This window comes from Aliiroseovarius sp. YM-037 (assembly GCF_048060095.1).
GTDB lineage: Bacteria > Pseudomonadota > Alphaproteobacteria > Rhodobacterales > Rhodobacteraceae > JBLUOA01.
Genome location: NZ_JBLUOA010000001.1, coordinates 274348 through 297706 on the forward strand (window position 1 = coordinate 274348; position 23359 = coordinate 297706).

The window sequence follows — 23359 nt, forward strand, 5'->3', positions numbered from 1 at the left end:
AGACTCAATCTGGCGGAAACAATTCCAGAACTCTGTGAACAGCCTCTTAATGCGCGTCGGCAGGAATCGTTGCGCCACCTTGGGTGGCGTGTCACGATCCCTTCAAATCCGGCCGGAGGATATGGTATGCGCATTCTGCTGAAATCCCTTTTTATCGTTCTATTTATGTCGCTTAGTGTTCAGGCAGAGGATGCGGTGCCTGAGCGGCGGCTGGCATTGACGCGAGACCTCGATTTCTACGGCGCGGATCTTCAGAACGTGTTTGATACGACGCTTGAGGCCTGCCAGCGGATTTGCCTGACCAACCCTGACTGCTCTGCCTTCACCTTCAACGCACGGTCCAACGCCTGTTTTCCAAAGCGGGATATCACCGATGCACAACCTTATGAGGGGGCGGTGTCGGGCCGGATCTTGCGGACCGACGACGCGGTTCTGGCGCAGGCGGGTGATCGGCAGGCAGAGCTGTCTTTCCTCTCCGAAGGGGATTTCAACAATGCCCTGCAACTCGCCCAGAATCTCGGGCAGATGCACGTCACCGGCGAATGGACGGCGGAGGATCACCTGCGTGCGGCGGAGGCCCGAAAAGCGGCGAATGATACGCTCAATGCGCTGGCCTTCGTCGGTGCCGCGCTGAACCTCACGGATGCGTCTGATCTGTGGCTGGAATACGCACGCCTGTCGCTTGAGCAGTCGGAGAAGGACAATAACAACCGCGGCACCTTTCAGGCACGGGCGCTGTCTGCCGCAACGAACGCCTATCTTCGCGCGGATGGTGCGGGTGAACGAGCGTCTGCCCTGTCGGTGCTCGCGCAGGCGCTTGAACGGCGCGGTCGGGGGCGCGACATGATCCCGGCGCTGCGACTGGCGCAGGCGGTGCAGCCACGCGATGACGTCGCGCGGATGCTCGACGATGCGATTGGCAAATACGGGTTTCGGATCACCGAACACACCGTCGACAATGATGCGGCAGAGCCGCGCATCTGCGCCGTCTTCTCCGAACCGATCATTCAGGCGGGCACCGATTACACCCCGTTTGTTCAGCTTGAGGACTCCGGTCTAAGCGTCACCCATGATGGCAGTCAGGTCTGCGTTGACGGCGTCGAACACGGCGCGCGCTACCGCGTGGTGTTCCGGGCCGGGCTTCCTGCGGCAAGTGGCGAGGAACTCTCCAAACCGGTTGAACTGAACCTTTACGTTCGGGATCGGTCGCCGGATATCCGGTTCTCTGGCCGTGCCTATGTGTTGCCGAAAACCGGTGACGCCGCGCTTCCGATTGAAACCGTCAACCTTGAAACCGTTGACCTGACCTTGCGCCGGGTCAGCGACCGTAACCTGCTGCGCGCGATACAGGACGATTACTTCGGTCGCCCGATGAGCTTCTGGCAGGAGCGCAGCTTTGCCTCCAACATTTCCGAGACACTCTGGGAAGGTGTCGGCGATGTTGAGATGGAACTGAACCGAGATATGACGACACGCTTGCCGTTGGGTGAGGTCATCGCCGGGCTTGACGCTGGCATCTACGCGCTGACGGCCAAGGTGCCAGGTGGGGATAGTGACTCCCCCACCGCGACGCAGTGGTTCGTGTTGTCGGATCTGGGGGTCGCAACCCTGTCCGGGACGGACGGGATGCACGTTTTTGTTCGCTCGCTCCGCTCTGCCGATCCGAAGCCTGGGGTGACGGTCAGGCTATACTCCCGCGCCAATGTGGAACTGGGAAAGGTCGAAACCGATGCCGACGGCTACGCCCATTTCAACGCGGCGCTGACCGAAGGGCAGGCGGGATCGGCCCCGGCGCTGGTCACGGTCGCCGAGGGGGATGAGAACATCGCGTTCCTGTCCCTGACCGACCCGGAGTTTGATCTCTCTGATCGCGGCGTCGAAGGGCGCGCGCCTGCCGAGGCGATTGACGTGTTCCTGACCACGGACCGCGGCGCATACCGTGCTGGCGAAACGGTTCACGCGACCGCGCTGGCCCGCTCCGCGACCAGCGAAGCGCTTGGCGGGTTGCCATTGACGGCGGTGCTGACCCGACCCGATGGGGTGGAATACAGCCGTCAAACCTCCACGAACGACCGGGCGGGCGGCCATGTCTTTGACATGCCCATCATAGCGAGCGCCCCGCGTGGCACCTATCGGCTTGACCTTTACGCTGACCCGGAAGCCCCGGCGCTGACCCGCGCGAGCTTTCTGGTCGAGGATTTCCTGCCGGAGAGGATTGATTTCGACCTTGCCCTTCCAGACACCCCTCTGCGGCTAAGCGATACGCCCGCCCTCAAGATTGATGCGCGCTACTTGTTCGGGGCACCCGGCGCCGATCTGCCGATTGAGGGCGAGGTGTCCGTTCGCCCCGCCGAAGGCTTGCCAAGCTTCCCCGGCTACGTGTTCGGTCGCCACGACAATCCGCTTCAGGCGCGGGTAGATACGCTGCCGTTCGGGCAAAAGACCGACTCGGCGGGGCAGGCAACCTTGCCCGTTGCGTTCCCGGAGTTTGAAACCTCTGTTGACCGACCACTAGAGGCGCGGCTGACCGTGCGCGTCTCCGAAGGCTCCGGTCGTCCGGTAGAGCGAGAGATCACGAAACGGCTCGCCCCCGATGGCCCGATGATCGGGGTGAAGCCCCTGTTTGATGGTATTGTTTCAGAAGGCGGAGAGGCTTCGTTCAACGTCATCGGCATCGACGCGACGGAGTCCCTGACACCGATGCGGGTTCGCTGGACAATCAACCGCGTCGACACGCGCTATCAGTGGTATCAGCTTTACGGCAACTGGAATTGGGAGCCGACAACAACACGCACCCGCGTCGCCTCGGAAGAAGTGCAGCTTGGGGCCGACCCCTTAACAGTCTCTGCCCCAGTCAACTGGGGGCAATACGAAATCGCGGTCGAGCGGTTGGATGGCGAATACGCGTCAACCTCCACCACGTTCTACGCCGGTTGGTATGCGCCGGCGGATGCGACGGCGACCCCGGACACGCTTGAGGTGTCTTTGGACAAACCGGCCTACGCCTCTGGCGAAACGGCGACATTGCGCGTTGTGCCGCGCTATGCCGGGAAGGCGCTGATCACCGTAATGTCGAACCGCCTGATCCACATGGAAACGGCAGAGCTGACGGAGGGCGAAAACCTCGTGCCGTTGACCGTCACCGATGAATGGGGCGCGGGCGCCTATGTGACGGCGACCGTCATTCGGCCAATGGAAACGGCGGCGGGTCACAACCCGGCGCGGGCGCTCGGCCTCAGCTACGCGAGTGTCGATCCCGGCGAACACCTACTGACCGCCGCGTTCGACGTTGAAGACGAAGCCGCCCCGCGCGGCCCGCTTGACGTTGCCCTGCGCGTGGATGGGATGGCCGAGGGCGATACCGCCTATGCGACCATCGCCGCCGTTGATGTTGGCATCCTGAACCTGACCGGCTTTGATGCCCCCGATCCGTCGGGTCACTATTTCGGTCAGCGCAAGCTCGGGATGGCGATCCGCGATGTTTACGGGCGTCTGATTGACGGGTCCAACGGCGCGATGGGGGCCGTGCGGTCCGGCGGGGATGCCGGGAACAAAGCCCGCCTGCAAGCGCCGCCGCCGACAGAAGAACTCGTCGCGTATTTCTCCGGCCCGATTGAGGTCGGGGCGGATGGGTTGGCCCCCACCAAGTTCGATCTGCCGTCATTCAACGGCACCGTGCGCCTGATGGCGGTTGTCTGGTCTGAGACAGGCGTTGGCGAAGCCACCGCCGATGTTCTGGTGCGCGACCCGGTCGTCGTGACCGCAAGCCTGCCACGCTTCATGTCGCCCGGCGATGAAACGCGGATGTTGCTGGAAATCGTCCACGCCAAAGGACCAGCGGGCCGCGTGGGTCTTGATGTGTCCTCTGACGGCGTGACGCTTGGTGCCGTCCCGTCTGGCGTGGACATCGCGGAGCAAGGTAAGCAGGTCATCTCTGTCCCGATCACGGCAGGGGATGTTGGAATTCATACAATCTCCGTCGGGTTGACGACGCCGGACGGCAAGGGGCTGTCCAAGACGCTGTCCCTTCCGGTGCAGATCAACGATCCGGAGATCGCGCGCACCTCTCGCCTGTCGCTTGCGCCGGGGGACACCTTTACGCTCGATGCTGACGCCTTCGCCGGGCTGCACGGCGGCACCGGCTCTGCCACACTGTCGGTCGGACCCATCGCGCGGTTCGATGCGCCGGGGCTTTTGCTGGCGCTGGATCGCTATCCCTACGGCTGCACGGAGCAGGTGGCATCCCGCGCGATGCCGCTGCTTTACCTCGACGAAGTCGCGCAGGCGATGGGGCTGGCGAACCGCGATCAAGTCGCCCTTCGGATCGAACAGGCGATTGACGAGGTGCTGACCAACCAAAGCTCCAACGGGGCCTTTGGACTCTGGCGGCCGGGCAGCGGTGATTTCTGGCTCGACGCTTATGTCAGCGATTTCCTGTCCCGCGCCCGCACCCAAGGGTTTGAGGTGCCGGATCGTGCCTTCCGGCAGGCGATGGATAACCTGCGCAACCGCGTCAACTATGCGCCCGATTTCGACAAAGGGGGCGAGGATGTCGCCTATGCCCTCTACGTCCTCGCCCGCGAAGGGGCCGCCGCGACGGGTGATCTGCGCTACTACGCGGATGTGAAGCGCGACGCGTTCGCGACGCCGCTGGCCGCCGCGCAACTGGGCGCGGCACTTGCGAGCTATGGCGATCAGACACGGGCGGATACGATGTTTACACAGGCCGCGCGACTGATGGCGCGACCGGATAGCCCCACGCGACCCGTCTGGCGCGTCGATTATGGTACCGAACTGCGCGATACGGCAGCCGTCCTGACGCTGGCGGTGGAGGCGGGCAGCGATGTCATCGACCGGGACGCCTTTGCGGATCGCATATCGCCGCTGCAAGGTGCATCGCAACGCTCAACGCAGGAGGCGATGTGGACCCTCCTCGCCACGAACGCGATGCTGAAGTCGCCGGATATGGAGGGCTTCACGGTGAACGGTGAGCCTGTCGATGGGCCGCTTGTCCGGGTGCTTGAAGATGATGCAGACGCACCGATAGCGGTGGCCAACAACACCGACCGGGACGCGACCGTTACCGTGACGACATTCGGTATCCCGTCCGAACCGGTCGGTGCGGGCGGCGACGGATACACTATCAACCGACGCTACTACACGATGGAGGGGGAAGAGGTTTTGACTGACGCGATGGTGTCTGGCGAACGCTATGTCACCGTTCTGCGGGTCTCGCCGTTCGGCCAAAGCGAGGCGCGGTTGATCGTAAACGATCCGCTTCCGGCGGGGCTTGAGATCGACAATCCAAACCTGATGCGGGGTGGTGACGTTTCGGCGCTCGATTGGTTAGAGCTTTTGGCCGACGTGCAGAACGCCGAATTCCGGCAGGATCGTTTTATCGCCGCTGTCGATTGGCGGTCCGACAAACCGTTTGAGCTTGGCTATATCGTCCGCGCAGTCTCTCCCGGCAGTTTCCATCACCCAGCGGCGAGTGTTGAGGATATGTATCGCCCCGCCTTCCGCGCCCGCACCGACGCGGGTCGGGTGATCGTCGCGGAATGAAACGGCGCGCGCTTTTCCTTTTGGCGGTCGCCCTTTGGGGCGTCGGGCTTGCGGGGGATGCGCTTGACCGATGGGTTGCGGCGACGGTTCTGCCACCACTGATCGTCGAAACATCGGCTGAGGTCAGGGCGCGCGACGGCACGTTGCTGCGCGCCTACACGGTGGCCGATGGGCGCTGGCGGATGGCGACGACGCTCGCCGGAACTGACCGTCGCTATATCGACATGCTGCTCGCCTATGAGGACAAGCGGTTCTACGACCACAACGGCGTCGATATTCTGGCGATGATCCGTGCAGTGGGGCAGGCGGCGTGGAACGGAGAGGTCGTGTCAGGCGGATCGACCCTGACGATGCAGGTCGCGCGGATGCTGGAAGACAGCGGCACCGGGCGATGGGAGGGTAAAATCCGGCAGATCCGCGTCGCGCTGGCGTTGGAGCGTCGGCTGAGCAAGGATCAGATCCTTGAATTCTACCTCAACCGGGCGCCATTTGGGGGCAACCTTGAAGGGGTCCGATCGGCCACGCGCGCCTATTTCGGCAAAGACCCGAGGCGGCTGACACCTGCCGAGGCCGCGCTGTTGGTCGCGCTGCCGCAATCCCCCGAAACCCGCCGACCGGATCGGTTCCCCGAACGGGCGGAGGAGGCGCGGCGGCGCGTCTTGGCGAGAACCACCCGCGCCCACGTTCTTTCACCCGACATGGCTGCGGTCGCCCGCCGCGCACCAATCCCCACCGCGCGGGCGAGGTTTCCGATGCGTGCCCCCCACCTTGCCGACCGCGCCCTGGCGGATGACCCAACCGCGACGATCCACGACCTGACGATTGACGCGGGCCTGCAAGGGGCGCTGGAATCCCTCGCGGCCGATGCCGCGCGATCATCTGGCAATCGGCTTTCCATCGCGATCCTCGTCGCGGATCATCAAACCGGAGAGATCTTGGCCTCTGTCGGGTCTGCCGCCTATCGCGGGGATCGCCGTGACGGGTTCGTCGATATGACCCGTGCACTTCGCTCACCGGGATCGACGTTAAAACCGCTGATCTACGGCATGGCGTTTGAAGAAGGGCTCGCGCATCCCGAAACCTTGATTGAGGATCGCCCGACAGCGTTCGGCACCTATGTTCCGCAAAACTTCGATGGCCAGTTTCGCGGGACCGTGCGCGCCAGCGATGCGTTGCAACAGTCGCTGAACATCCCGGTGATTGCACTGACCGACGCGCTCGGCCCCACCGCATTGCTGAACCGGATGCGCCGGGCCGGGATGGAGCCGGTGGTTCCCGGTGGACGCCCCGGCCTGGCGATTGCGCTGGGCGGGATTGGCGTGACGCTTGAAGACCTCGTGACGCTTTACGCCGGGATCGGCCACGGTGGGCAGCAGCAAACCTTGCAGTGGCGTGTTGGGGTAACATCAGAAAATCCGCCCCGCGCCGTGCTGTCGGCTGAGGCCGCGTGGCAGGTCGGGCATATCCTTTCCGGTTTGGCCCCACCGCCAAACGCGCCGCTCAATCGCCTTGCCTACAAAACCGGCACGTCTTACGGGCACCGGGACGCGTGGGCGATTGGCTTTGACGGTCGGCATGTCGTCGGCGTCTGGATGGGTCGCCCGGATGGAACACCCGTTCCGGGAGCGTTCGGTGGCGACCTTGCCGCGCCGGTGCTGTTTGACGCCTTCGCCCGCCTGAAGTCAGCGCTTGATCCGCTGCCAGCACCACCCCCGGCGACATTGCTTGTCAGCACCGCAGACCTGCCGCCGCCCCTGCAGCGTTTCCGGCCGCGTGGCGCAGTGTTTGAACGCCAGATCGACGGCCCCGATATCGCCTTCCCGCCGGACGGAGCGGTTATTGCCGCCGACGGCAGCCTGACTGTCAAGGTCAGAAACGGCACAGCGCCATTCACGTGGCTTGTCAACGGGGCGCCCGTTGTGATCGCCACACGCGAGTTTCAGTCGAATATCGGCGCGGTCGGGCCGGGATTTCTGCGCCTGTCGGTGATCGACGCAACCGGGCGGGCGTCGCGGGTGAATGTCTCGCTTGAATAACCCTAGTGCTTTGCCGCCATCGCGTTCAGCAGATCATCCAGCGCACCCCTGAATGTCGCGCCGTCCTCGCCCAGATGCGCCAGAAGCTCTTGTTCAAAGCCCCGCGCGACCGGGGCGAGTTGATCGATCATCTCCCGCCCCTTGTCGGTCAGTTGCAGTTCCACCAGCCGCCGATCTGACCGGTTCTCGGATTTGGAGATATACCCCGCCGCCTCAAGCCGCCCGGCGGCGCGGCTGACCTTGGATTTATCCATATCGACCCTGCGGTGAATTTCGCGCACGCTTACCGACCCTTCCTGGCTTAGATGTGCGACGACGCGCCATTCAGGTGTCGAAATTCCAAACTTCTCAATATAATGGGCGGAAAACGCGCGGCTGACGCGGGATGCGGCGACGGCAAGCTGGTAGGGCAGAAACTCATCAAGTTTGAAATCCGTCACGGCTTTCTCCGGGGTCGTTGCAAGTGATATGACTGCATGTTTTCCGCCCGCAAGGCAAGCCGTTGACAGTGCCGACCCCAAGGCGCACGGTCAGCCGAAGCGGAGTGCGGGGGTGATGCCGTCTGCTTGAAGGCCTGGGCCGTTGAGTCTATTCGATCAAAAGCCGCGCCGCGAAAGGAACCACAATGACACAGCAATTCTTGGATCATCTGACAGAGACCCTTAGCGAGATTGAGACCGACGGCCTGATGAAGCGCGAGCGGGCGATCACGTCGCCCCAAGGCGGTCGGATCACTGTCGATTTCAAAGGCCATACCCATGAGAACGTCGTGAACCTGTGCGCGAACAACTACCTTGGCCTTGCCGATCATCCGACCCTCATCAATGCCGCGAAGCTGAGCCTTGATGACCATGGGTTCGGCATGGCGTCGGTCCGCTTCATCTGCGGCACACAAGATATTCACCGCCAGTTGGAACACCGCATCGCGCAGTTCCTGAAAAAGGACGATGCAATCCTGTTCGCCGCGTGTTTCGACGCGAATGGCGGGTTGTTCGAACCGCTGCTTAGCGCGGAGGACGCGATCATCTCCGACGCGCTGAACCACGCGTCGATCATTGACGGAATCCGGCTCTGCAAGGCGAAGCGGTATCGCTACGCGAACTCGGATATGGATGAGCTTGAGGCGCGGCTGAAAGAGGCCCGCGCGGACGGCGCCCGGTTCATCATGATTGCAACCGACGGCGTGTTTTCGATGGATGGTTATTTGGCGAAACTGCCGGAAATCACTGCCCTCGCCGAAAAGTATGAGGCGCTGGTGATGGTCGATGACTGCCACGCCACGGGCTTCATGGGTCCGAAGGGGCGCGGAACCCCGGCGCATTTCAAGGTCGATGTCGATATCATGACCGGCACGTTGGGCAAGGCGCTGGGTGGCGCTATTGGCGGCTATATCGCCGGGCCGCAAAAAGTGATTGACCTGCTGCGCCAACGGGCGCGGCCCTATCTGTTCTCAAATTCCCTGCCGCCGTCGGTCGTGATGGCCGGAATCGCTGCGCTTGATCTGGTCGAGGAGGGCGACGACCTTCGCCAAAAGCTGTTCGACAACACCGCCTATTGGCGGGCGGGGCTGACCGATCTTGGGTTTGACCTGTTGCCCGGTGAACATCCGATTGTTCCGGTGATGCTCGGCGACGCAAGGCTAAGTCAGGACATGGCAACTTGGCTGTTCAAGGAAAGCGTGTTCGTTGCCGGGTTCTTTTTTCCGGTCGTCCCAAAAGGGCAGGCGCGGATCAGAACGCAGATGAACGCGGCGCTGACGCGGGATGACCTTGATTTCTCTCTCAATGCATTTGCGACGGCGGGTCGCGCTGTAGGGGTGATACAATGACCAACGAAATGAAAGCTCTGGTGAAAGCCAAGCCCGAGGAAGGGCTTTGGATGGAGCATCACCCCGTCCCCGAGATCGGCCCCGATGATGTGCTGATCCGGGTGCGGATGACCGGTATCTGCGGCACCGATATTCATATTTGGAACTGGGATGACTGGGCGCAGAAAACCGTGCCCGTGCCGCTGATCACTGGCCATGAATTCGCAGGCGAGATTGTCGATATGGGCAAGAATGTCGAAGGGCTGTCAATCGGGCAGCGCTGTTCGGGCGAGGGGCATTTGATCGGCAAAACCTCCCGCCAATCCCGCGCGGGGAAGTTTCACCTAGATCCGGCGACCCGTGGGATCGGCGTGAATGAACAGGGCGCGTTTGCCGAATATCTGCGGTTGCCCGCTTTCAACGTCGTGCCCTTGCCAGATCAGATTGATGATGAGATCGGCGCGATCCTCGATCCGCTTGGAAACGCCGTTCACACCGCGCTTAGCTTTGATCTCGTGGGAGAGGACGTTCTGATCACCGGAGCCGGGCCGATTGGCATCATGGCGGCGGCGGTCGCCCGTCACGTCGGCGCGCGGCATGTTGTGATTACCGACGTCAACCCCGACCGTCTCGCCCTGGCGGCGCGGGTGACGGATGTGGTTCCGGTCAATGTGGCCGAGCAGGATTTGGAAAGCGTTGTCTCCTCTCTCAAGATGAAGCAGGGGTTCGACGTGGGGCTTGAGATGTCCGGCAATCAGGCCGCGCTTGACCAGATGGTCGAAGCCTTGGTGATGGGCGGGCGGATCGCATTGCTTGGAATCCCGCCCGGAAAATCGCCGGTCGATTGGTCCCGCATCGTGTTCAAGGCGATCACGATCAAGGGCGTCTATGGGCGCGAGATTTTTGAGACGTGGTACAAGATGATCGCCATGCTCGAAAACGGTCTCGACGTGCGAGAGGTGATCACCCACCGCTTCAAAGTCGACGATTTCCGCGACGGGTTCGCCGCGATGAAAGGCGGATCGTCCGGCAAGGTGGTTCTGGATTGGGATGCCTGAAATTCGCATTAGCGGGAAGCGCAGACCAGAAAATTTTTTGCTATTCGAAATATGCTCACTCAGACATGCGTCACTCACACATGCTGCCTGCACTTCCCGCCGATTGGGCTAGCAAGTTCTGATGCCTGAGATTAGTTGTCTTGCACGAGTGACGCGTTATCATTCGTGAATGGCAAGTATTACCAGTGACGTATCGCAAGTGATTTCCCCAGTTACACACGTTAAAGTTGATTTAAAAAGAAAGCTCGTCATCGTGGCCGGGGCCACATTGGTGCTGGCGTATTCGGGGCCATTCGGAACATACCGATCGCTCGATTTTTTTGGCCGTTTTGCCTATTGGGGTCTGGCCGTTGGTGGGATCGGTCTCATCATGAATTCAATGGCTTACTATTCGTTGCGGTTGACGCTGGTTCAACGTGCGTCCGCGGTGCTGCGGATAATCGGCTGGGCGCTAGTGGGGTCGGTGCCCGCGACGCTTGTGATGCTGGCGCTTGGAAAGGTCTTTCTGGACCCGGAGCAGAGACTTGAAGAGTTCGCCCCCCTCTACCTGAAGGTACTGGCGATCAACGCTGTTATGTGCGTTGTCGACCTGCGTCCATTGGCAAAGGCTCGGCTGAATCCTGCTGGAATCTCCCTCTCGGGCACGCGAGATAATGCCGCTTTCAAACATGCTCGGTTCATGCACAAACTCTGCGGCAAGGTCGGAGGGGAGCTCATCTCTCTCAGCAAACAGGACCACTACCTTGAAGTAACGACAACCCAAGGCAGGCGGCTTGTTCTTGAGAAAATCAGCACGGTTGAAACGGTGCTTGCAGATTTTCCGGGCATCCGGGTTCATCGATCCCATTGGGCGGTAACGGCGCATATCACGGAACTTAAACGCCAGGGATCAAGCTATGCAGTGATCCTGTCCGATGGGCGAGAGCTTCCGGTCAGCCGCACATATCTTCCTGCCGTTCGCGCGGTGATTGGGGGCCAGTCAGCTTGACTTCGTTGCATTTGCAACGATATAGTTGCCGCTGATCCACTTGGGAGGAATTTCGATGAACACCCAGACTCCGCCCCGCGACATGACACGCGCCGCGACACCTTACGGAACGTCCGAAGGCTACATGCCCGGTTTTGGCAATGATTTCGAAACCGAAGCACTACCCGACGCCCTGCCGCAAGGCATGAACAGCCCGCAGAAATGCAACTACGGCCTTTATGGTGAGCAGCTTTCCGGCACCGCCTTTACCGCGCCCAGCCATCAGAACGAACGGACGTGGTGTTACCGTATCCGCCCCTCAGTCAAGCACACGCATCGCTTTGCCAAGATCGACATGCCGCATTGGGTGTCGGCGCCGAATGTCGATCCTGATGTGATCTCGCTCGGCCAATATCGGTGGGATCCGGTTCCTCATACCGACACGCCGCTGACCTTTGTGACCGGGATGCGAACCATGACGACTGCCGGGGATGTGAACACCCAAGTCGGCATGGCAAGCCACATCTACCTCGTGACCGCGTCGATGGAGGATGACTACTTCTTCTCGGCGGATTCCGAATTGCTGATTGTCCCGCAGGACGGCAAGCTGCGGTTCCACACGGAACTTGGCATCATTGACCTCAAGCCGCAGGAAATCGCGATCATTCCGCGCGGGTTGGTTTATCGGGTTGAGTTGGTGGAAGGTCCGGCACGCGGGTTTGTCTGCGAAAACTACGGCCAGAAGTTTGAACTGCCGGGCCGTGGCCCGATCGGCGCGAACTGTATGGCGAACCGACGGGATTTCAAAACCCCCGTTGCCGCGTTTGAAGACCGTGAAGTGCCGTCGACCGTGACCGTCAAATGGTGCGGCCAATTCCACAAGACGGAAATCGGCCACTCTCCGCTGGATGTCGTCGCATGGCACGGCAACTACGCGCCGGTGAAATACGACCTGACCACTTATTGCCCGGTCGGTGCGATCCTGTTCGACCACCCGGACCCGTCGATCTTTACCGTCTTGACCGCGCCGTCCGGCGTCGAAGGCACGGCGAATATCGACTTCGTCCTGTTCCGCGAACGCTGGATGGTGATGGAGGATACGTTCCGCCCGCCTTGGTATCACAAGAACATCATGTCCGAGCTGATGGGCAACATCTACGGCCAGTATGACGCAAAGCCCGAAGGCTTCGTTCCCGGCGGGATGAGTCTTCATAACATGATGATCCCGCATGGCCCGGACAAGAACGCCTTTGAAGGCGCTTCGAATGCTGACCTCAAGCCCGAAAAACTCGACAACACGATGTCGTTCATGTTCGAAACGCGCTTTCCGCAACACCTGACCTCGTTCGCGGCGAAAGAAGCTCCGCTACAGGACAACTACATCGACTGCTGGACGGATATCGAAAAGAAATTCGACGGCACGCCGGGTCGCAAATGAAGCTGATGGGCGTTGTCTTTCTGGTCCTTGTCGGGCTGGCCTTGATCGCCGTTCTATATGCGTGGTGGCAGAAATTTGTGAACAACCGGCCGGATCGATACGGCAAGGGGCCGGGCCATGAACTGCGCGGGCCGGAGCGGCAGCAATGGGATCGCCTGCCCAACCGACGCAGGGGCGACGGGCGATGAAACTCTATACCTACTGGCGTTCTACCACCGCCTACCGCGCCCGGATTGCGCTGAACCTCAAAGGGATCGCGTGCGATCTCATCCCCGTCGATCTGATGAAGGACGGCGGGCAGCAACATTCGGCGGACTACGTCGCGCTGAATCCGGGTCACTCCGTGCCGACGCTGGTGACCGATGACGGTGAGGTGCTGACGCAATCGCTTGCGATCATTGATTGGCTCGACGCGACTTATCCTGACCCGGCGCTTGTGCCGTCCGATCCGCTGGCGCGGGCGCGGTGTCTGGCCATAGCGCATACGGTTGCGATGGATATCCATCCGGTGAACAACCTTCGGGTGGCGCAAAAGCTCGGCACCGATTTCGGCGCGGATGCGGACGCCAAGGCCGATTGGATGCGCCACTGGATGCAGCGGGGCTTTGACGCGCTGACGGCCCTGCTGCCGCCCGATCTGCCCTATGCCACGGGCGATGCGCCCAGCCTTGCCGATATCTGCATCGTGCCGCAGATCTACAATGCGAACCGGTGGGGGGTGGACATGACCGCCTATCCCCGATTGGTTGCGATCGAACGGGCGTGCCTTGCCCTGAAACCCTTTCAAGACGCGCGGCCCGAAGTTCAGCCCGACGCCGCCTGACATGAGGACCACATGACCAAACTTCTGAAATCCTGGGTCGAAAGCGCCAATTCGCCCGACACTCCGTTCCCTCTGAACAACCTGCCATACGGGGTGTTTTCGGTGGATGAGGATGAACCGCGGTGCGGTGTGGCGATTGGCGATATGATCCTCGACGTTGCTTATCTAGAGGAAGAAGGCGTGATCGCGCTGGACGACGAACCGGCGCTCGATCTGCCGTTCTGGAACGAGGTGATGGAGCTTGGGCCGAAAAAATGGGCAGAGCTTCGCGCCCGCCTCACCGATCTGCTGAAAGAGGGTGGCGATCATGTGCTGTCGTCCGATGCCGACATGCGCGCCCAAGCGCTGGTGCCTATGGCCGACACGACCCTGCACCTCCCGTTTATCGTGTCCGAATACACCGATTTCTACGCCGGTAAGAACCACGCGATGAATGTTGGCACCATGTTCCGGGGGCCGGAAAACGCGCTTCCGCCGAACTGGCTGCATATCCCGATTGGCTATAATGGCCGCGCGTCGTCGGTCGTTGTCAGCGGAACCGATGTGCGCCGCCCTTGGGGGCAGCTCAAGGGGCCGAACGACGACGCACCACGGTTCGAGCCGTGCAAGCGTTTTGACATCGAACTTGAGATGGGCGCGATCGTCGGCACCCCCTCCGAAGGCCCGATCACCGTGCAAGAGGCGGACGACGCGATCTTCGGCTACGTCCTTCTGAACGACTGGTCCGCGCGGGATATTCAGGCGTGGGAGTACCAACCGCTCGGCCCGTTTCAGGCCAAGGCGACGGCGACCACGATCAGCCCTTGGATCGTGACCAAAGCGGCGCTGGAGCCGTTTCGCACATCAACCCCCGACCGCGAAAAGCCGCTGCTGCCCTATCTGCAAGAACCCGGCCCGATGCTGTATGATATCGACCTTGAGGTATCGCTTGCCCCCGAAGGCAAATCCGAAACCACGATCACGCGCACGAACTACAGCGTGATGTATTATTCGGCGGCGCAGCAGCTTGCGCATCACACGACCTCCGGCTGCCCGATGAATGCGGGCGACCTGCTCGGTTCCGGCACCATCTCCGGCCCTGAAAAGCATGAACGCGGTGCGCTTCTGGAGCTTAGCTGGGGCGGCAAGGAACCCATCGCGCTTGAGACCGGAGAAGAACGCAGCTTCATCGAGGATGGCGATACGCTGACACTGAAAGGCGCGGCGAAGGGCGACGGCTACCAGATCGGTTTTGGCGATTGCGTGGGCACGCTGCTTCCGGCGCACAAAGACCCTTACAAGCGCTAGATGGCAGGCCCGGCGACATACCCGGTGTCAGAGCGCGCCTTGCCAGTCTTTCACCGCATCGAGCGGATAAAGCAGCATCAGCACGTTCAGCGCCAGCCCGTCGCGGATCAGGTATGCGGTCAGCAGCTCAAACCCGATAACGATCACCACGCTGACCCAGACCGGCAATACCCGCGCCAGCCAGAAACCAACCAGCATCGCCACGATGTCAGCTACCGAATTGACGACGGAGTCGCCGTAATAGTCGAGAGAGATCGTAACCTCACGATACCGTTCGATCACCGCGTTGGTGTTTTCGACAATCTCCCACGCGCATTCGACAATCGTAGCGATCACCAGCCGCCAACCAATGGGAACACGCCGCGCCACCAGCCAGAGAGCGGCGTAGAACAAGAACCCGTGCAGCAGATGGCTGGGCGTATACCAGTCCATCAAATGCTGAGAGTTTTCAGAGGTCATCACCTCCCCATACCAAAGCTTGACTGTCCCGCACTCGCAAATCGGTACGCGCCCCATCCCAAGCAGGATGGCCGCAGTGGCAAGGATAACGAAGGCGGTCACCCAATAGGGTATCAATCGACGATCAAACATGGGCGGACAGAATCACACCGCCCGTTCGCTGTCTAGAAAGGAATACCGGACCATGGCCAAAGCATTCGCATCACAAGGCGATATGACCGAGAAAAAGACCAGTTTTACCGAGGTTGGTGATGGCCTTTGGGCGTTTACGGCTGAGGGCGACCCGAACTCCGGCGTTATCATCGGTGACGACAGCGTCATGGTGGTCGAAGCACAGGCGACCCCGCGGCTCGCTAACAAGGTGATCGAGGAAATCCGCAAGGTGACGGACAAGCCGATCACCCATCTGGTTCTGACCCACTACCACGCCGTCCGCGTGTTGGGCGCGGCGGCCTATGGGGCCGATCAGATCATCATGTCCGACACCGCTCGCGCGATGGTGGTCGAACGCGGGCAGGAGGATTGGGACAGCGAATTCCAACGCTTCCCGCGTCTGTTCGAGGGGCATGAGAGTATTCCGGGCCTCACGTGGCCGACCACGACCTTTTCGGACAGCATGACCGTCTACCTCGGCAATCGGCGGATCGACATTATGCATCTTGGCCGCGCGCACACGGCGGGCGACGCCGTCGTCTGGGTGCCTGATCAAGAGGTGATGTTCACAGGCGATATCGTCGAATACCACTCCGCCTGCTATTGCGGTGATGGGCATTTCAGCGATTGGGGCGATACGCTGGACAACATCGCTTGGTTCGACCCAAGTTCCATTGCACCAGGGCGGGGGGATGCGCTGGTCGGCCGCGAAATGGTCGCCGCCGCCATTGAAAACACCCGCGACTTCATCGAAAGCACCTATCGCCCGGTTCAGAAGGTTGCGGCGCGAGGAGGCTCCCTAAAAGACGCGTGGGACGCTGTGCGGGCCGAGTGCGACCCAAAATTCGCCGATTACGCGATCTACGAACACTGCCTGCCCTTCAACGTCGCCCGCGCCTATGACGAAGCCCGCGGCATCGACACCCCGCGTATCTGGACCGCGCAGCGCGATCTGGAAATGTGGGGCGCGTTGCAGGGGTAAAATACCAACGCCCGGTAGGAGGATATTCGGATGACCAAGATTTTTGAAACACCCCTCTACGCCTACACCCGCTCGCCCGATCAGGATGCCCACACACCCGTCCGCCATCCGGTCGTGATCATTGGGGCGGGCCCGGTTGGCCTCGCTGCGGCGATTGATCTTGGTCAGCAGGATATTCCGGTCGTCGTGCTTGATGACAATGACAAGGTGAGCTTTGGCAGCCGCGCCATTTGCTTCGCCAAGCGTCCGCTGGAAATCCTTGACCGTTTGGGCTGCGGTGATCCGATGGTGGAAAAGGGTGTGACGTGGAATGTCGGCAAGGTGTTCTTTGGCGAACGGGAAACTTATACCTTCAACCTGCTGCCGGAGGAGGGGCACAAACGACCCGCCTTCATCAATCTTCAGCAATACTATCTGGAAGAATACCTCGTCGCCCGTGTGCGCGAATTTCAGGCAGAGGGCAAACCCATCGACCTGCGTGGGCGCAACAAGGTGTCCGCCATCGGCCAGCACGACGACCACGTCACGCTGGAGATCGACACGCCTGAGGGGGCGTATAACATCGAGGCTGACTGGCTCATCGCCTGTGACGGCGCAGGGTCGCCAACGCGCCGGATGCTCGGCCTCGATTTCGTCGGGCGGGTGTTTGAGGATAACTTCCTGATCGCCGATGTGGTGATGGAGGCGGACTTTCCGACCGAACGCTGGTTCTGGTTCGATCCGCCTTTCAATCGCGGGCAATCCGCGCTGCTTCACAAGCAGCCTGACGGGGTCTGGCGGATTGATTTGCAGCTTGGCTGGGATATCGACAAGGAACGCGAAAAGCAGCCGGAAAACGTGATCCCGCGCCTGAAAGCGATGCTTGGCGAAGATGTGGAGTTTGAGATTGAGTGGGTGTCGATCTACACCTTCCAATGCCGCCGGATGGACAAGTTCCGCCACGGTCGCACCATCTTTGCCGGCGACGCGGCGCATCAGGTCAGCCCCTTCGGCGCGCGGGGTGCGAATTCCGGGCTGCAAGACGTGGACAACCTATGCTGGAAGCTGAAACTGGTGATTGACGGGGCAGCGCCGGAAAGCCTGCTCGACACCTATGATGATGAACGGGTTCACGGCGCGGACGAGAATATCCTGAACTCTTCTCGTTCGACCGATTTCATCACACCGAAATCCGAGGTCAGCCGCACCTTCCGCGATGCGGTTCTGGATCTGGCCGAACATCACGAATTCGCCCGCCCGCTGGTCAATTCGGGCCGTCTGTCCGTGCCTTGTACCTATCACCATTCCGCGCTGAACACGGCGGATGACACGACCCTTCCTGACCGGACGCGCCCCGGCGTTCCGGCCTGCGATGCGCCGATTGCGAAGGGGTGGTTGCTTGACCATCTCGACAGTCGGTTCCGGCTTCTGGCGATTGGATGCGATGCGCCCGAGGCGATCGAGGAGTCTGGTGTTCGTGTTGAAACCCTGTCGATTGCCCCGGGCGAGAATCGGGATTTCGATGATCGCTACCTCGGCGAAAAATCAGCGGCGATCTATCTGATCCGTCCCGATCAGCATATCGCCGCCCGATGGACCGATTATGACGAAACCGCCGTGCGCGCCGCGATCCGCCGCGCGACGGGCCAAGTGTGAGGATGACCGACATGCTCAAGACCACACCGAACATCCCCGACGCCGACGGTTTCTATGCCGAACTTCTGGAACTGCACGAGGGTCGCGACCTTGACGAAAGCGCTGCGATCAACGCGCGGCTGATCCTGCTGCTGGCCAATCACATAGGGGACCGAGAGGTTCTGCGTGATGCGATGAAAGCCGCGCTTTTGACCGTGGATTAGGGTCGTATGAGGCACCGAAGGACGATGCCCCGAAATGCGTCAGGCGACGTCGAATTCCAACGGTCTGACCGAATGGAACATACCTGTGCCGCATAGCTTTTCCAGAACGCTATCGGCGACCCGATCATCGACGTAAAGCAGGGCTATCGCCTCCCCCCCAACGGTGGATCGGCCAAGGGTGAAGTTCGCGATGTTGACGCCGTTTTCGCCCATCGTCTGACCCAACGTGCCGATGATCCCCGGCATATCGTTGTTCGTGGTGTAGAGCATGTGGCGCCCGATCTCGGCGTCGATGTTGATGCCCTTGATCTGGATGAACCGGGGCTTTCCGTCCGAAAACACCGTGCCTGCGATTGACCGTTCACGTTCAGCCGTCACCACGGTCAGCTTGACATAGGCATCAAACACCCCGGTCTTTTCCTGCGTGGTTTTGGAAATCGTGATTCCCCGTTCCCGCGCGACAACCGGGGCGGAGACCATATTCACATCCGGATTCGACGCCTTGATGATACCGGATACGGCGGCGCAGTTCAGCGCTTCAAGGTTCATTTCGGCAACCGCGCCGTCATAGAGGATATTGATCGCCTTCACCGGTTCATCCGTCATCTGCCCGACAAACGCGCCGAGGTGTTCGGCAAGCTTGACCCACGGCCCCATAACGGCGGCTTCCTCTGCCGTGACCGATGGCATGTTCAGTGCGTTCTGCACGGCCCCGGTCAGCAGGTAGTCTGACATCTGCTCCGCCACCTGAACCGCTACGTTTTCCTGCGCCTCGGTCGTTGCGGCGCCAAGGTGCGGCGTCACGACGACATTGGGCAGCCCGAACAAGGGGGAGTCGGTGGCAGGCTCGACCTCAAACACGTCAAAGCCCGCGCCGGCGACATGGCCGGATTTCAGCGCGTCGGCCAGCGCGGCCTCATCTACCAAACCGCCACGGGCGCAGTTGACGATCCGCACGCCCTTCTTGGTCTTCGCGATGTTTTCGGCCGACAGGATATTTCGCGTCTTGTCGGTCAGCGGCACATGCAGCGTGATGAAATCCGCACGGGCCAGCAACTCGTCCAGCTCAACCTTGGTGACACCAAGTTTTGCCGCGCGCTCTTCGCTCAGGAAAGGGTCGAACGCGACGACTTTCATCTTAAGCCCAAGCGCCCGATCTGCCGCGATAGAGCCGATATTGCCGCATCCGATAACGCCAAGCGTCTTGTTCGTCAGTTCAACGCCCATAAAACGGGACTTTTCCCATTTGCCCTGATGGGTCGACGCGTTTGCCTCTGGCACTTGTCGGGCGACCGCCATCATCAGTGAAATCGCGTGTTCGGCAGTAGTGATGGAATTGCCGAAAGGGGTGTTCATTACGATCACGCCCTTTTTCGATGCGGCGGAGATGTCGACGTTGTCGACCCCAATCCCGGCGCGACCGATGACCTTGAGGTTATCCGCCTGCCGCAGCAGCTTTTCAGTGACTTTGGTGGCAGAACGGATGGCGAGGCCATCGTATTGACCAATCACCTCGGCCAGTTTTTCCTTGTCTTTGCCAAGGGTGGGTTCGAAATCGACGTCGATCCCCCGGTCGCGGAAAATCTGAACGGCGGTTTCGGAAAGCTTGTCGGAAACGAGAACTTTGGGAGCCATTTTTGCGGGTCCTTGTAGGAATGAAATTCTGGTGGTTCGGGCGGCGCGGGCCGCCCGCAAGGGAATTATGCAGGCTCTGACAGTGCCGCGATTTCGGAGTGAAACGCCCACTCGATCCACGGCGTCAGGGCCGCGATGTCAGAGGTTTCGACCGTTCCGCCGCACCAGATCCGCAGACCCGCGGGGGCGTCGCGATAAGCGCCGATGTCATAGGCGACACCTTCGGCTTCCAGCCGCTTCGCCACGGCCTTCGCGAAAGTTGCGCCATCGGTGATCCGTTCATCCGTGAACTTGAGACAGACCGAGGTGTTTGACCGCGTCGCGGGCACTTCGGCAAGGAAGTCGATCCAGTCGTTTCGGCCGCAAAGAGACTCTATTTCAGCCGAATTCGCGTCTGCACGCGCCTTCAACCCAGCCAAACCACCGACCGATTTCGCCCAATCGAGCGCGAAAAGGTAATCCTCGACAGCGAGCATCGACGGCGTGTTGATTGTCGCGCCTTCAAAGATGCCTTCGATCAGCTTGCCGCCTTTGGTCAGGCGGAAGATTTTCGGCAGCGGCCAAGCGGGGGTGTAGCTTTCCAGCCGCTGAACCGCCCGAGGGCTGAGGATCAGCATCCCGTGCGCCGCCTCGCCGCCCAGCACCTTCTGCCAAGAGAATGTCGTCACATCGAGCTTGTCCCAAGGCAGATCCATCGCGAACGCGGCAGATGTGGCATCGCAAATCGTCAGACCATCCCGGTCCGCCGAAATAAAGTCGCCGTTCGGCACGCGCACGCCAGAGGTCGTGCCGTTCCACGTGAATACGACGTCATTGTCGAAATTCACCGCAGCCAGATCGGGCAGGCGGCCATACTCCGCCTCATGCGCGGTCGCGTCGATCTTGAGCTGTTTCATCACATCGGTGATCCAGCCCTTGCCGAAACTTTCCCAGGCGAGCATTTCGACCGGGCGTTCGCCCAGAAGCGACCACATCGCCATTTCGACGGCGCCCGTATCGGATGCAGGTACGATTCCAATGCGGTAATCTGCTGGAATTTCAAGTATTTCGCGCGTCTGTTCGATGGCGGCTTTCAGCTTGTCTTTGCCAATGGCGGCACGGTGGGACCGGCCCAAAGCGGCGTCAGACAGCGCATCAAGCGTCCATGTGGGGGGTTTGGCACAAGGGCCAGAAGAAAAACGCGGATTGGCCGGCCGCGTTGCCGGTTTTACAATATCAGTCATGGTATCCTTCCAGATATATGCCCCTCGTTGGGGAGGGGTGTCCCGCAGACGGGTTTAGCGGTTTCCGGGGCTGGTGCAAGGGCAAAAAAGGCGCTAATGCGCCGCTTGAGTGATAAAAAACGACGCAGTCTGAAACGGAACTCTGTTTATGTTCATCGCGACCCTACTGACGAACCCGGCGACGCCTTGTCTGGATGCCGCCACGGTTGACGCCCTGCGTAACGCATGGGGCGGCGGGGATGTGCAATGGCTGTCGCCCGATATCGCGGCGGAGTTTGCCATCGCCGAAATCCCATCAAACCGGTGGGAGGTATGGAAAAACCTGCAAACCCTCGGGATCGACCTTGTCGTGCAACCGGAGGAGGGACGGCGCAAGGCGATACTTCTTGCCGATATGGACTCCACGATGATCCAGCAGGAGTGTATCGACGAACTCGCCGCAGAGGCCGGGGTGGGCGACCACGTTGCCGCGATTACCGCCCGCGCGATGAATGGTGAGCTGGATTTTGAGGGAGCTCTGCGCGAACGGGTCGGGCTGCTAAAAGGGCTAGATTACGGTGTAATAGAGACTGTTTTGGCCAATCGCATTACCCTGATGCCCGGCGGGCCGGAGTTGCTGGGGACGATGAAGGCGAATGGCGCTTATACTGCGCTGGTGTCGGGCGGGTTTGTCGATTTTACCGCGCATATCGCCGCGAAACTCGGCTTTGACGAAAATCGCGCCAATCGGTTGCTGGCGAAGGATGGCAAACTGACAGGTGAGGTTGCGCAGCCGATCTTGGGCCGGGATGCGAAGGTCGAGGCGTTGCAGGAGATTACCGCGACGCTCGGGATCATGCCGCAAGATGTTATGGCTGTCGGCGACGGGGCGAACGATCTGGGGATGCTGGGACTTGCCGGATCAGGCGTCGCCCTACACGCAAAACCCATGGTTGCAGCGGAATGCGATATCCGCATCAATCACGGTGACCTGACCGCGTTATTATATATCCAAGGCTATTCCCGCGACGCGTTTGTCGCCGGCTGATCGCTACGTCAAAAGCACCTTTCCGGGCAGGATAGAGCCTGTTTCCAGCCCTCGCCAGTTCGTAACCCGGTGGTTCATCCGCTTGCGCGTCGCCGGGTGGTCAGCAGCCAGAACACCCAACCGCACCAGCAGCGCCGCAATCGCACATTCAGACGCGCGGGTCGCCCCATCGACGATTTTCAACGCGAGACCCAGCTTTTGCTCCGGCAGAATACCGATATAGACACCATCCGCGCCGGTCTTGATCGCGGCTTTCCCATCCATCGCGCGCATCAGTTCGGTGCAGGCGCGATCTTCGCCCGCGACGAGGTCTGGATGCGCAATCATCGCCCGGACCAGCTGATGCGCGGCAGCTTCGCGGGTCGTTCCATCCTCGGGCGCGGCGGCGAAAAACGCCATCGCGCGGGCCAACCCATGCACGGACGTCGCGAAATTCGGGGCGGAGCATCCGTCGATCCCGTGGCCGGGGCTTTCCATCCCGGTCAGGTCTTCGAACGACTCCCGCACAGCCTTTTGCAGCGGATGGTCAAGGTCTACATATTCTGGTCCCGCACCGACATGCTTGGCGTAAGACAGGAACCCAGCGTGCTTGCCGGAACAGTTGTTATGAAGCTGACAGGGGCTATCACCCGCGCGGATCAGCCGATCCCGCGCCGGAACACCGGTCGGCGGATGCGCCCCGCAGCGCAGATCGGATTCGGACAACCCGATCCGATCAAGCCATCTTGCCACGCGGTCGGTATGGATCGTCGCCCCGTCATGGGACGCGCAGGCAAGCGCCAGTTCTTCGGGGGTCACACCTGCGGCTTTCGCAGCACCGCTTTCGATTAGCGGAAGTGCCTGCACCATCTTGCAGGACGACCGCGGCAGGATGATCTGATCGGGGTTTCCCCACGCTTCGACAATAGCGCCGGAGGCGTCGCACACGACCGCGTGGCCCAGATGCACACATTCCAGGATCGAACCGCGCCAGATTTCGGCGAACACTTCCGGTGAACTCATGATTTTCCTTCCTTGAATGGCTGCGCAATTTTCTGCCAACGGGTCTTTCAACTATTGGCATT

18 protein-coding genes are annotated in these 23359 nt (G+C 60.9%); 13 read left to right on the forward strand and 5 right to left on the reverse strand.

Features of this window, described 5'->3' with window-relative positions:
* Positions 1-126: 126 nt before the first annotated feature.
* Together ACEWPJ_RS01250 and pbpC are read left to right on the forward strand one after the other, a co-directional pair.
* Positions 127-5562 (forward strand): alpha-2-macroglobulin family protein, encoded by a 5436-nt coding sequence (locus ACEWPJ_RS01250; protein ID WP_416510342.1) that lies wholly within the window; start codon positions 127-129, stop codon positions 5560-5562.
* Positions 5559-7598, forward strand: a complete 2040-nt coding sequence (pbpC, locus tag ACEWPJ_RS01255) for a penicillin-binding protein 1C (RefSeq protein ID WP_416510343.1) — start codon at positions 5559-5561, stop codon at positions 7596-7598. The genes ACEWPJ_RS01250 and pbpC overlap by 4 nt, the downstream gene beginning before the upstream one ends.
* 2 nt (positions 7599-7600) lie before the next feature.
* Here the strand turns inward: pbpC and ACEWPJ_RS01260 are convergent, their stop codons facing one another.
* Complete coding sequence (locus ACEWPJ_RS01260) at positions 7601-8038, reverse strand: MarR family winged helix-turn-helix transcriptional regulator (RefSeq protein ID WP_416510344.1); 438 nt, start codon at positions 8036-8038, stop codon at positions 7601-7603.
* A gap of 185 nt (positions 8039-8223) precedes the next feature.
* On the opposite strand from ACEWPJ_RS01260, the gene ACEWPJ_RS01265 reads away from it, so the two are divergent.
* The 7 genes from ACEWPJ_RS01265 to fahA all read left to right on the forward strand — a co-directional run bounded on the left by ACEWPJ_RS01265 (position 8224) and on the right by fahA (position 14978).
* Positions 8224-9426, forward strand: a complete 1203-nt coding sequence (locus tag ACEWPJ_RS01265) for a glycine C-acetyltransferase (protein WP_416510345.1) — start codon at positions 8224-8226, stop codon at positions 9424-9426.
* On the forward strand, positions 9423-10463 hold the full coding sequence (gene tdh / locus ACEWPJ_RS01270) for an L-threonine 3-dehydrogenase (protein ID WP_416510346.1): 1041 nt from the start codon (positions 9423-9425) through the stop codon (positions 10461-10463). The genes ACEWPJ_RS01265 and tdh overlap by 4 nt, the downstream gene beginning before the upstream one ends.
* A gap of 169 nt (positions 10464-10632) precedes the next feature.
* A complete protein-coding gene (locus tag ACEWPJ_RS01275) occupies positions 10633-11451 on the forward strand; it encodes a LytTR family DNA-binding domain-containing protein (RefSeq protein ID WP_416510347.1) in 819 nt (272 codons plus the stop codon).
* Positions 11452-11506: 55 nt separating this feature from the next.
* Positions 11507-12868: a homogentisate 1,2-dioxygenase gene (hmgA, locus tag ACEWPJ_RS01280; RefSeq protein ID WP_416510348.1), complete on the forward strand. Its 1362-nt coding sequence runs from the start codon at positions 11507-11509 to the stop codon at positions 12866-12868.
* Complete coding sequence (locus tag ACEWPJ_RS01285; protein ID WP_416510349.1) at positions 12865-13056, forward strand: hypothetical protein; 192 nt, start codon at positions 12865-12867, stop codon at positions 13054-13056. The genes hmgA and ACEWPJ_RS01285 overlap by 4 nt, the downstream gene beginning before the upstream one ends.
* The gene (maiA, locus tag ACEWPJ_RS01290) at positions 13053-13691 is read left to right on the forward strand and encodes a maleylacetoacetate isomerase (protein WP_416510350.1); all 639 of its coding nucleotides are present in this window, start codon (positions 13053-13055) and stop codon (positions 13689-13691) included. Before ACEWPJ_RS01285 ends, maiA begins: the two co-directional genes overlap by 4 nt.
* 12 nt (positions 13692-13703) lie before the next feature.
* Positions 13704-14978, forward strand: a complete 1275-nt coding sequence (gene fahA, locus ACEWPJ_RS01295; RefSeq protein ID WP_416510351.1) for a fumarylacetoacetase — start codon at positions 13704-13706, stop codon at positions 14976-14978.
* 27 nt (positions 14979-15005) lie between these two features.
* Here the strand turns inward: fahA and ACEWPJ_RS01300 are convergent, their stop codons facing one another.
* Positions 15006-15569 carry a DUF2585 domain-containing protein gene (locus ACEWPJ_RS01300; protein WP_416510352.1) on the reverse strand — a complete coding sequence of 188 codons (564 nt, stop codon included), beginning with the start codon at positions 15567-15569 and terminating at the stop codon, positions 15006-15008.
* A gap of 52 nt (positions 15570-15621) precedes the next feature.
* Here ACEWPJ_RS01300 and ACEWPJ_RS01305 point away from each other — a divergent pair, with 52 nt between their 5' ends.
* From ACEWPJ_RS01305 to ACEWPJ_RS01315, 3 genes are read left to right on the forward strand one after another with little or no spacing between them, the layout of a single operon-like run.
* The gene (locus ACEWPJ_RS01305; RefSeq protein ID WP_416510353.1) at positions 15622-16572 is read left to right on the forward strand and encodes an MBL fold metallo-hydrolase; all 951 of its coding nucleotides are present in this window, start codon (positions 15622-15624) and stop codon (positions 16570-16572) included.
* A gap of 30 nt (positions 16573-16602) precedes the next feature.
* Positions 16603-18207 carry an FAD-dependent oxidoreductase gene (locus ACEWPJ_RS01310; protein ID WP_416510354.1) on the forward strand — a complete coding sequence of 535 codons (1605 nt, stop codon included), beginning with the start codon at positions 16603-16605 and terminating at the stop codon, positions 18205-18207.
* A gap of 11 nt (positions 18208-18218) precedes the next feature.
* On the forward strand, positions 18219-18410 hold the full coding sequence (locus ACEWPJ_RS01315; RefSeq protein ID WP_416510355.1) for a DUF2783 domain-containing protein: 192 nt from the start codon (positions 18219-18221) through the stop codon (positions 18408-18410).
* Positions 18411-18449: 39 nt separating this feature from the next.
* Here ACEWPJ_RS01315 and serA read toward each other — a convergent pair whose 3' ends face one another.
* Together serA and ACEWPJ_RS01325 are read right to left on the reverse strand one after the other, a co-directional pair.
* On the reverse strand, positions 18450-20045 hold the full coding sequence (gene serA, locus ACEWPJ_RS01320) for a phosphoglycerate dehydrogenase (RefSeq protein ID WP_416510356.1): 1596 nt from the start codon (positions 20043-20045) through the stop codon (positions 18450-18452).
* Positions 20046-20110: 65 nt separating this feature from the next.
* Positions 20111-21268 carry a phosphoserine transaminase gene (locus ACEWPJ_RS01325; protein ID WP_416510357.1) on the reverse strand — a complete coding sequence of 386 codons (1158 nt, stop codon included), beginning with the start codon at positions 21266-21268 and terminating at the stop codon, positions 20111-20113.
* A 148-nt stretch (positions 21269-21416) separates the two neighbouring features.
* Here ACEWPJ_RS01325 and serB point away from each other — a divergent pair, with 148 nt between their 5' ends.
* Positions 21417-22295, forward strand: coding sequence for a phosphoserine phosphatase SerB (gene serB / locus ACEWPJ_RS01330; RefSeq protein WP_416510358.1), 879 nt, complete (start codon positions 21417-21419; stop codon positions 22293-22295).
* Positions 22296-22298: 3 nt separating this feature from the next.
* Here the strand turns inward: serB and ACEWPJ_RS01335 are convergent, their stop codons facing one another.
* A complete protein-coding gene (locus ACEWPJ_RS01335; protein ID WP_416510359.1) occupies positions 22299-23297 on the reverse strand; it encodes an asparaginase in 999 nt (332 codons plus the stop codon).
* Positions 23298-23359: the final 62 nt, after the last annotated feature.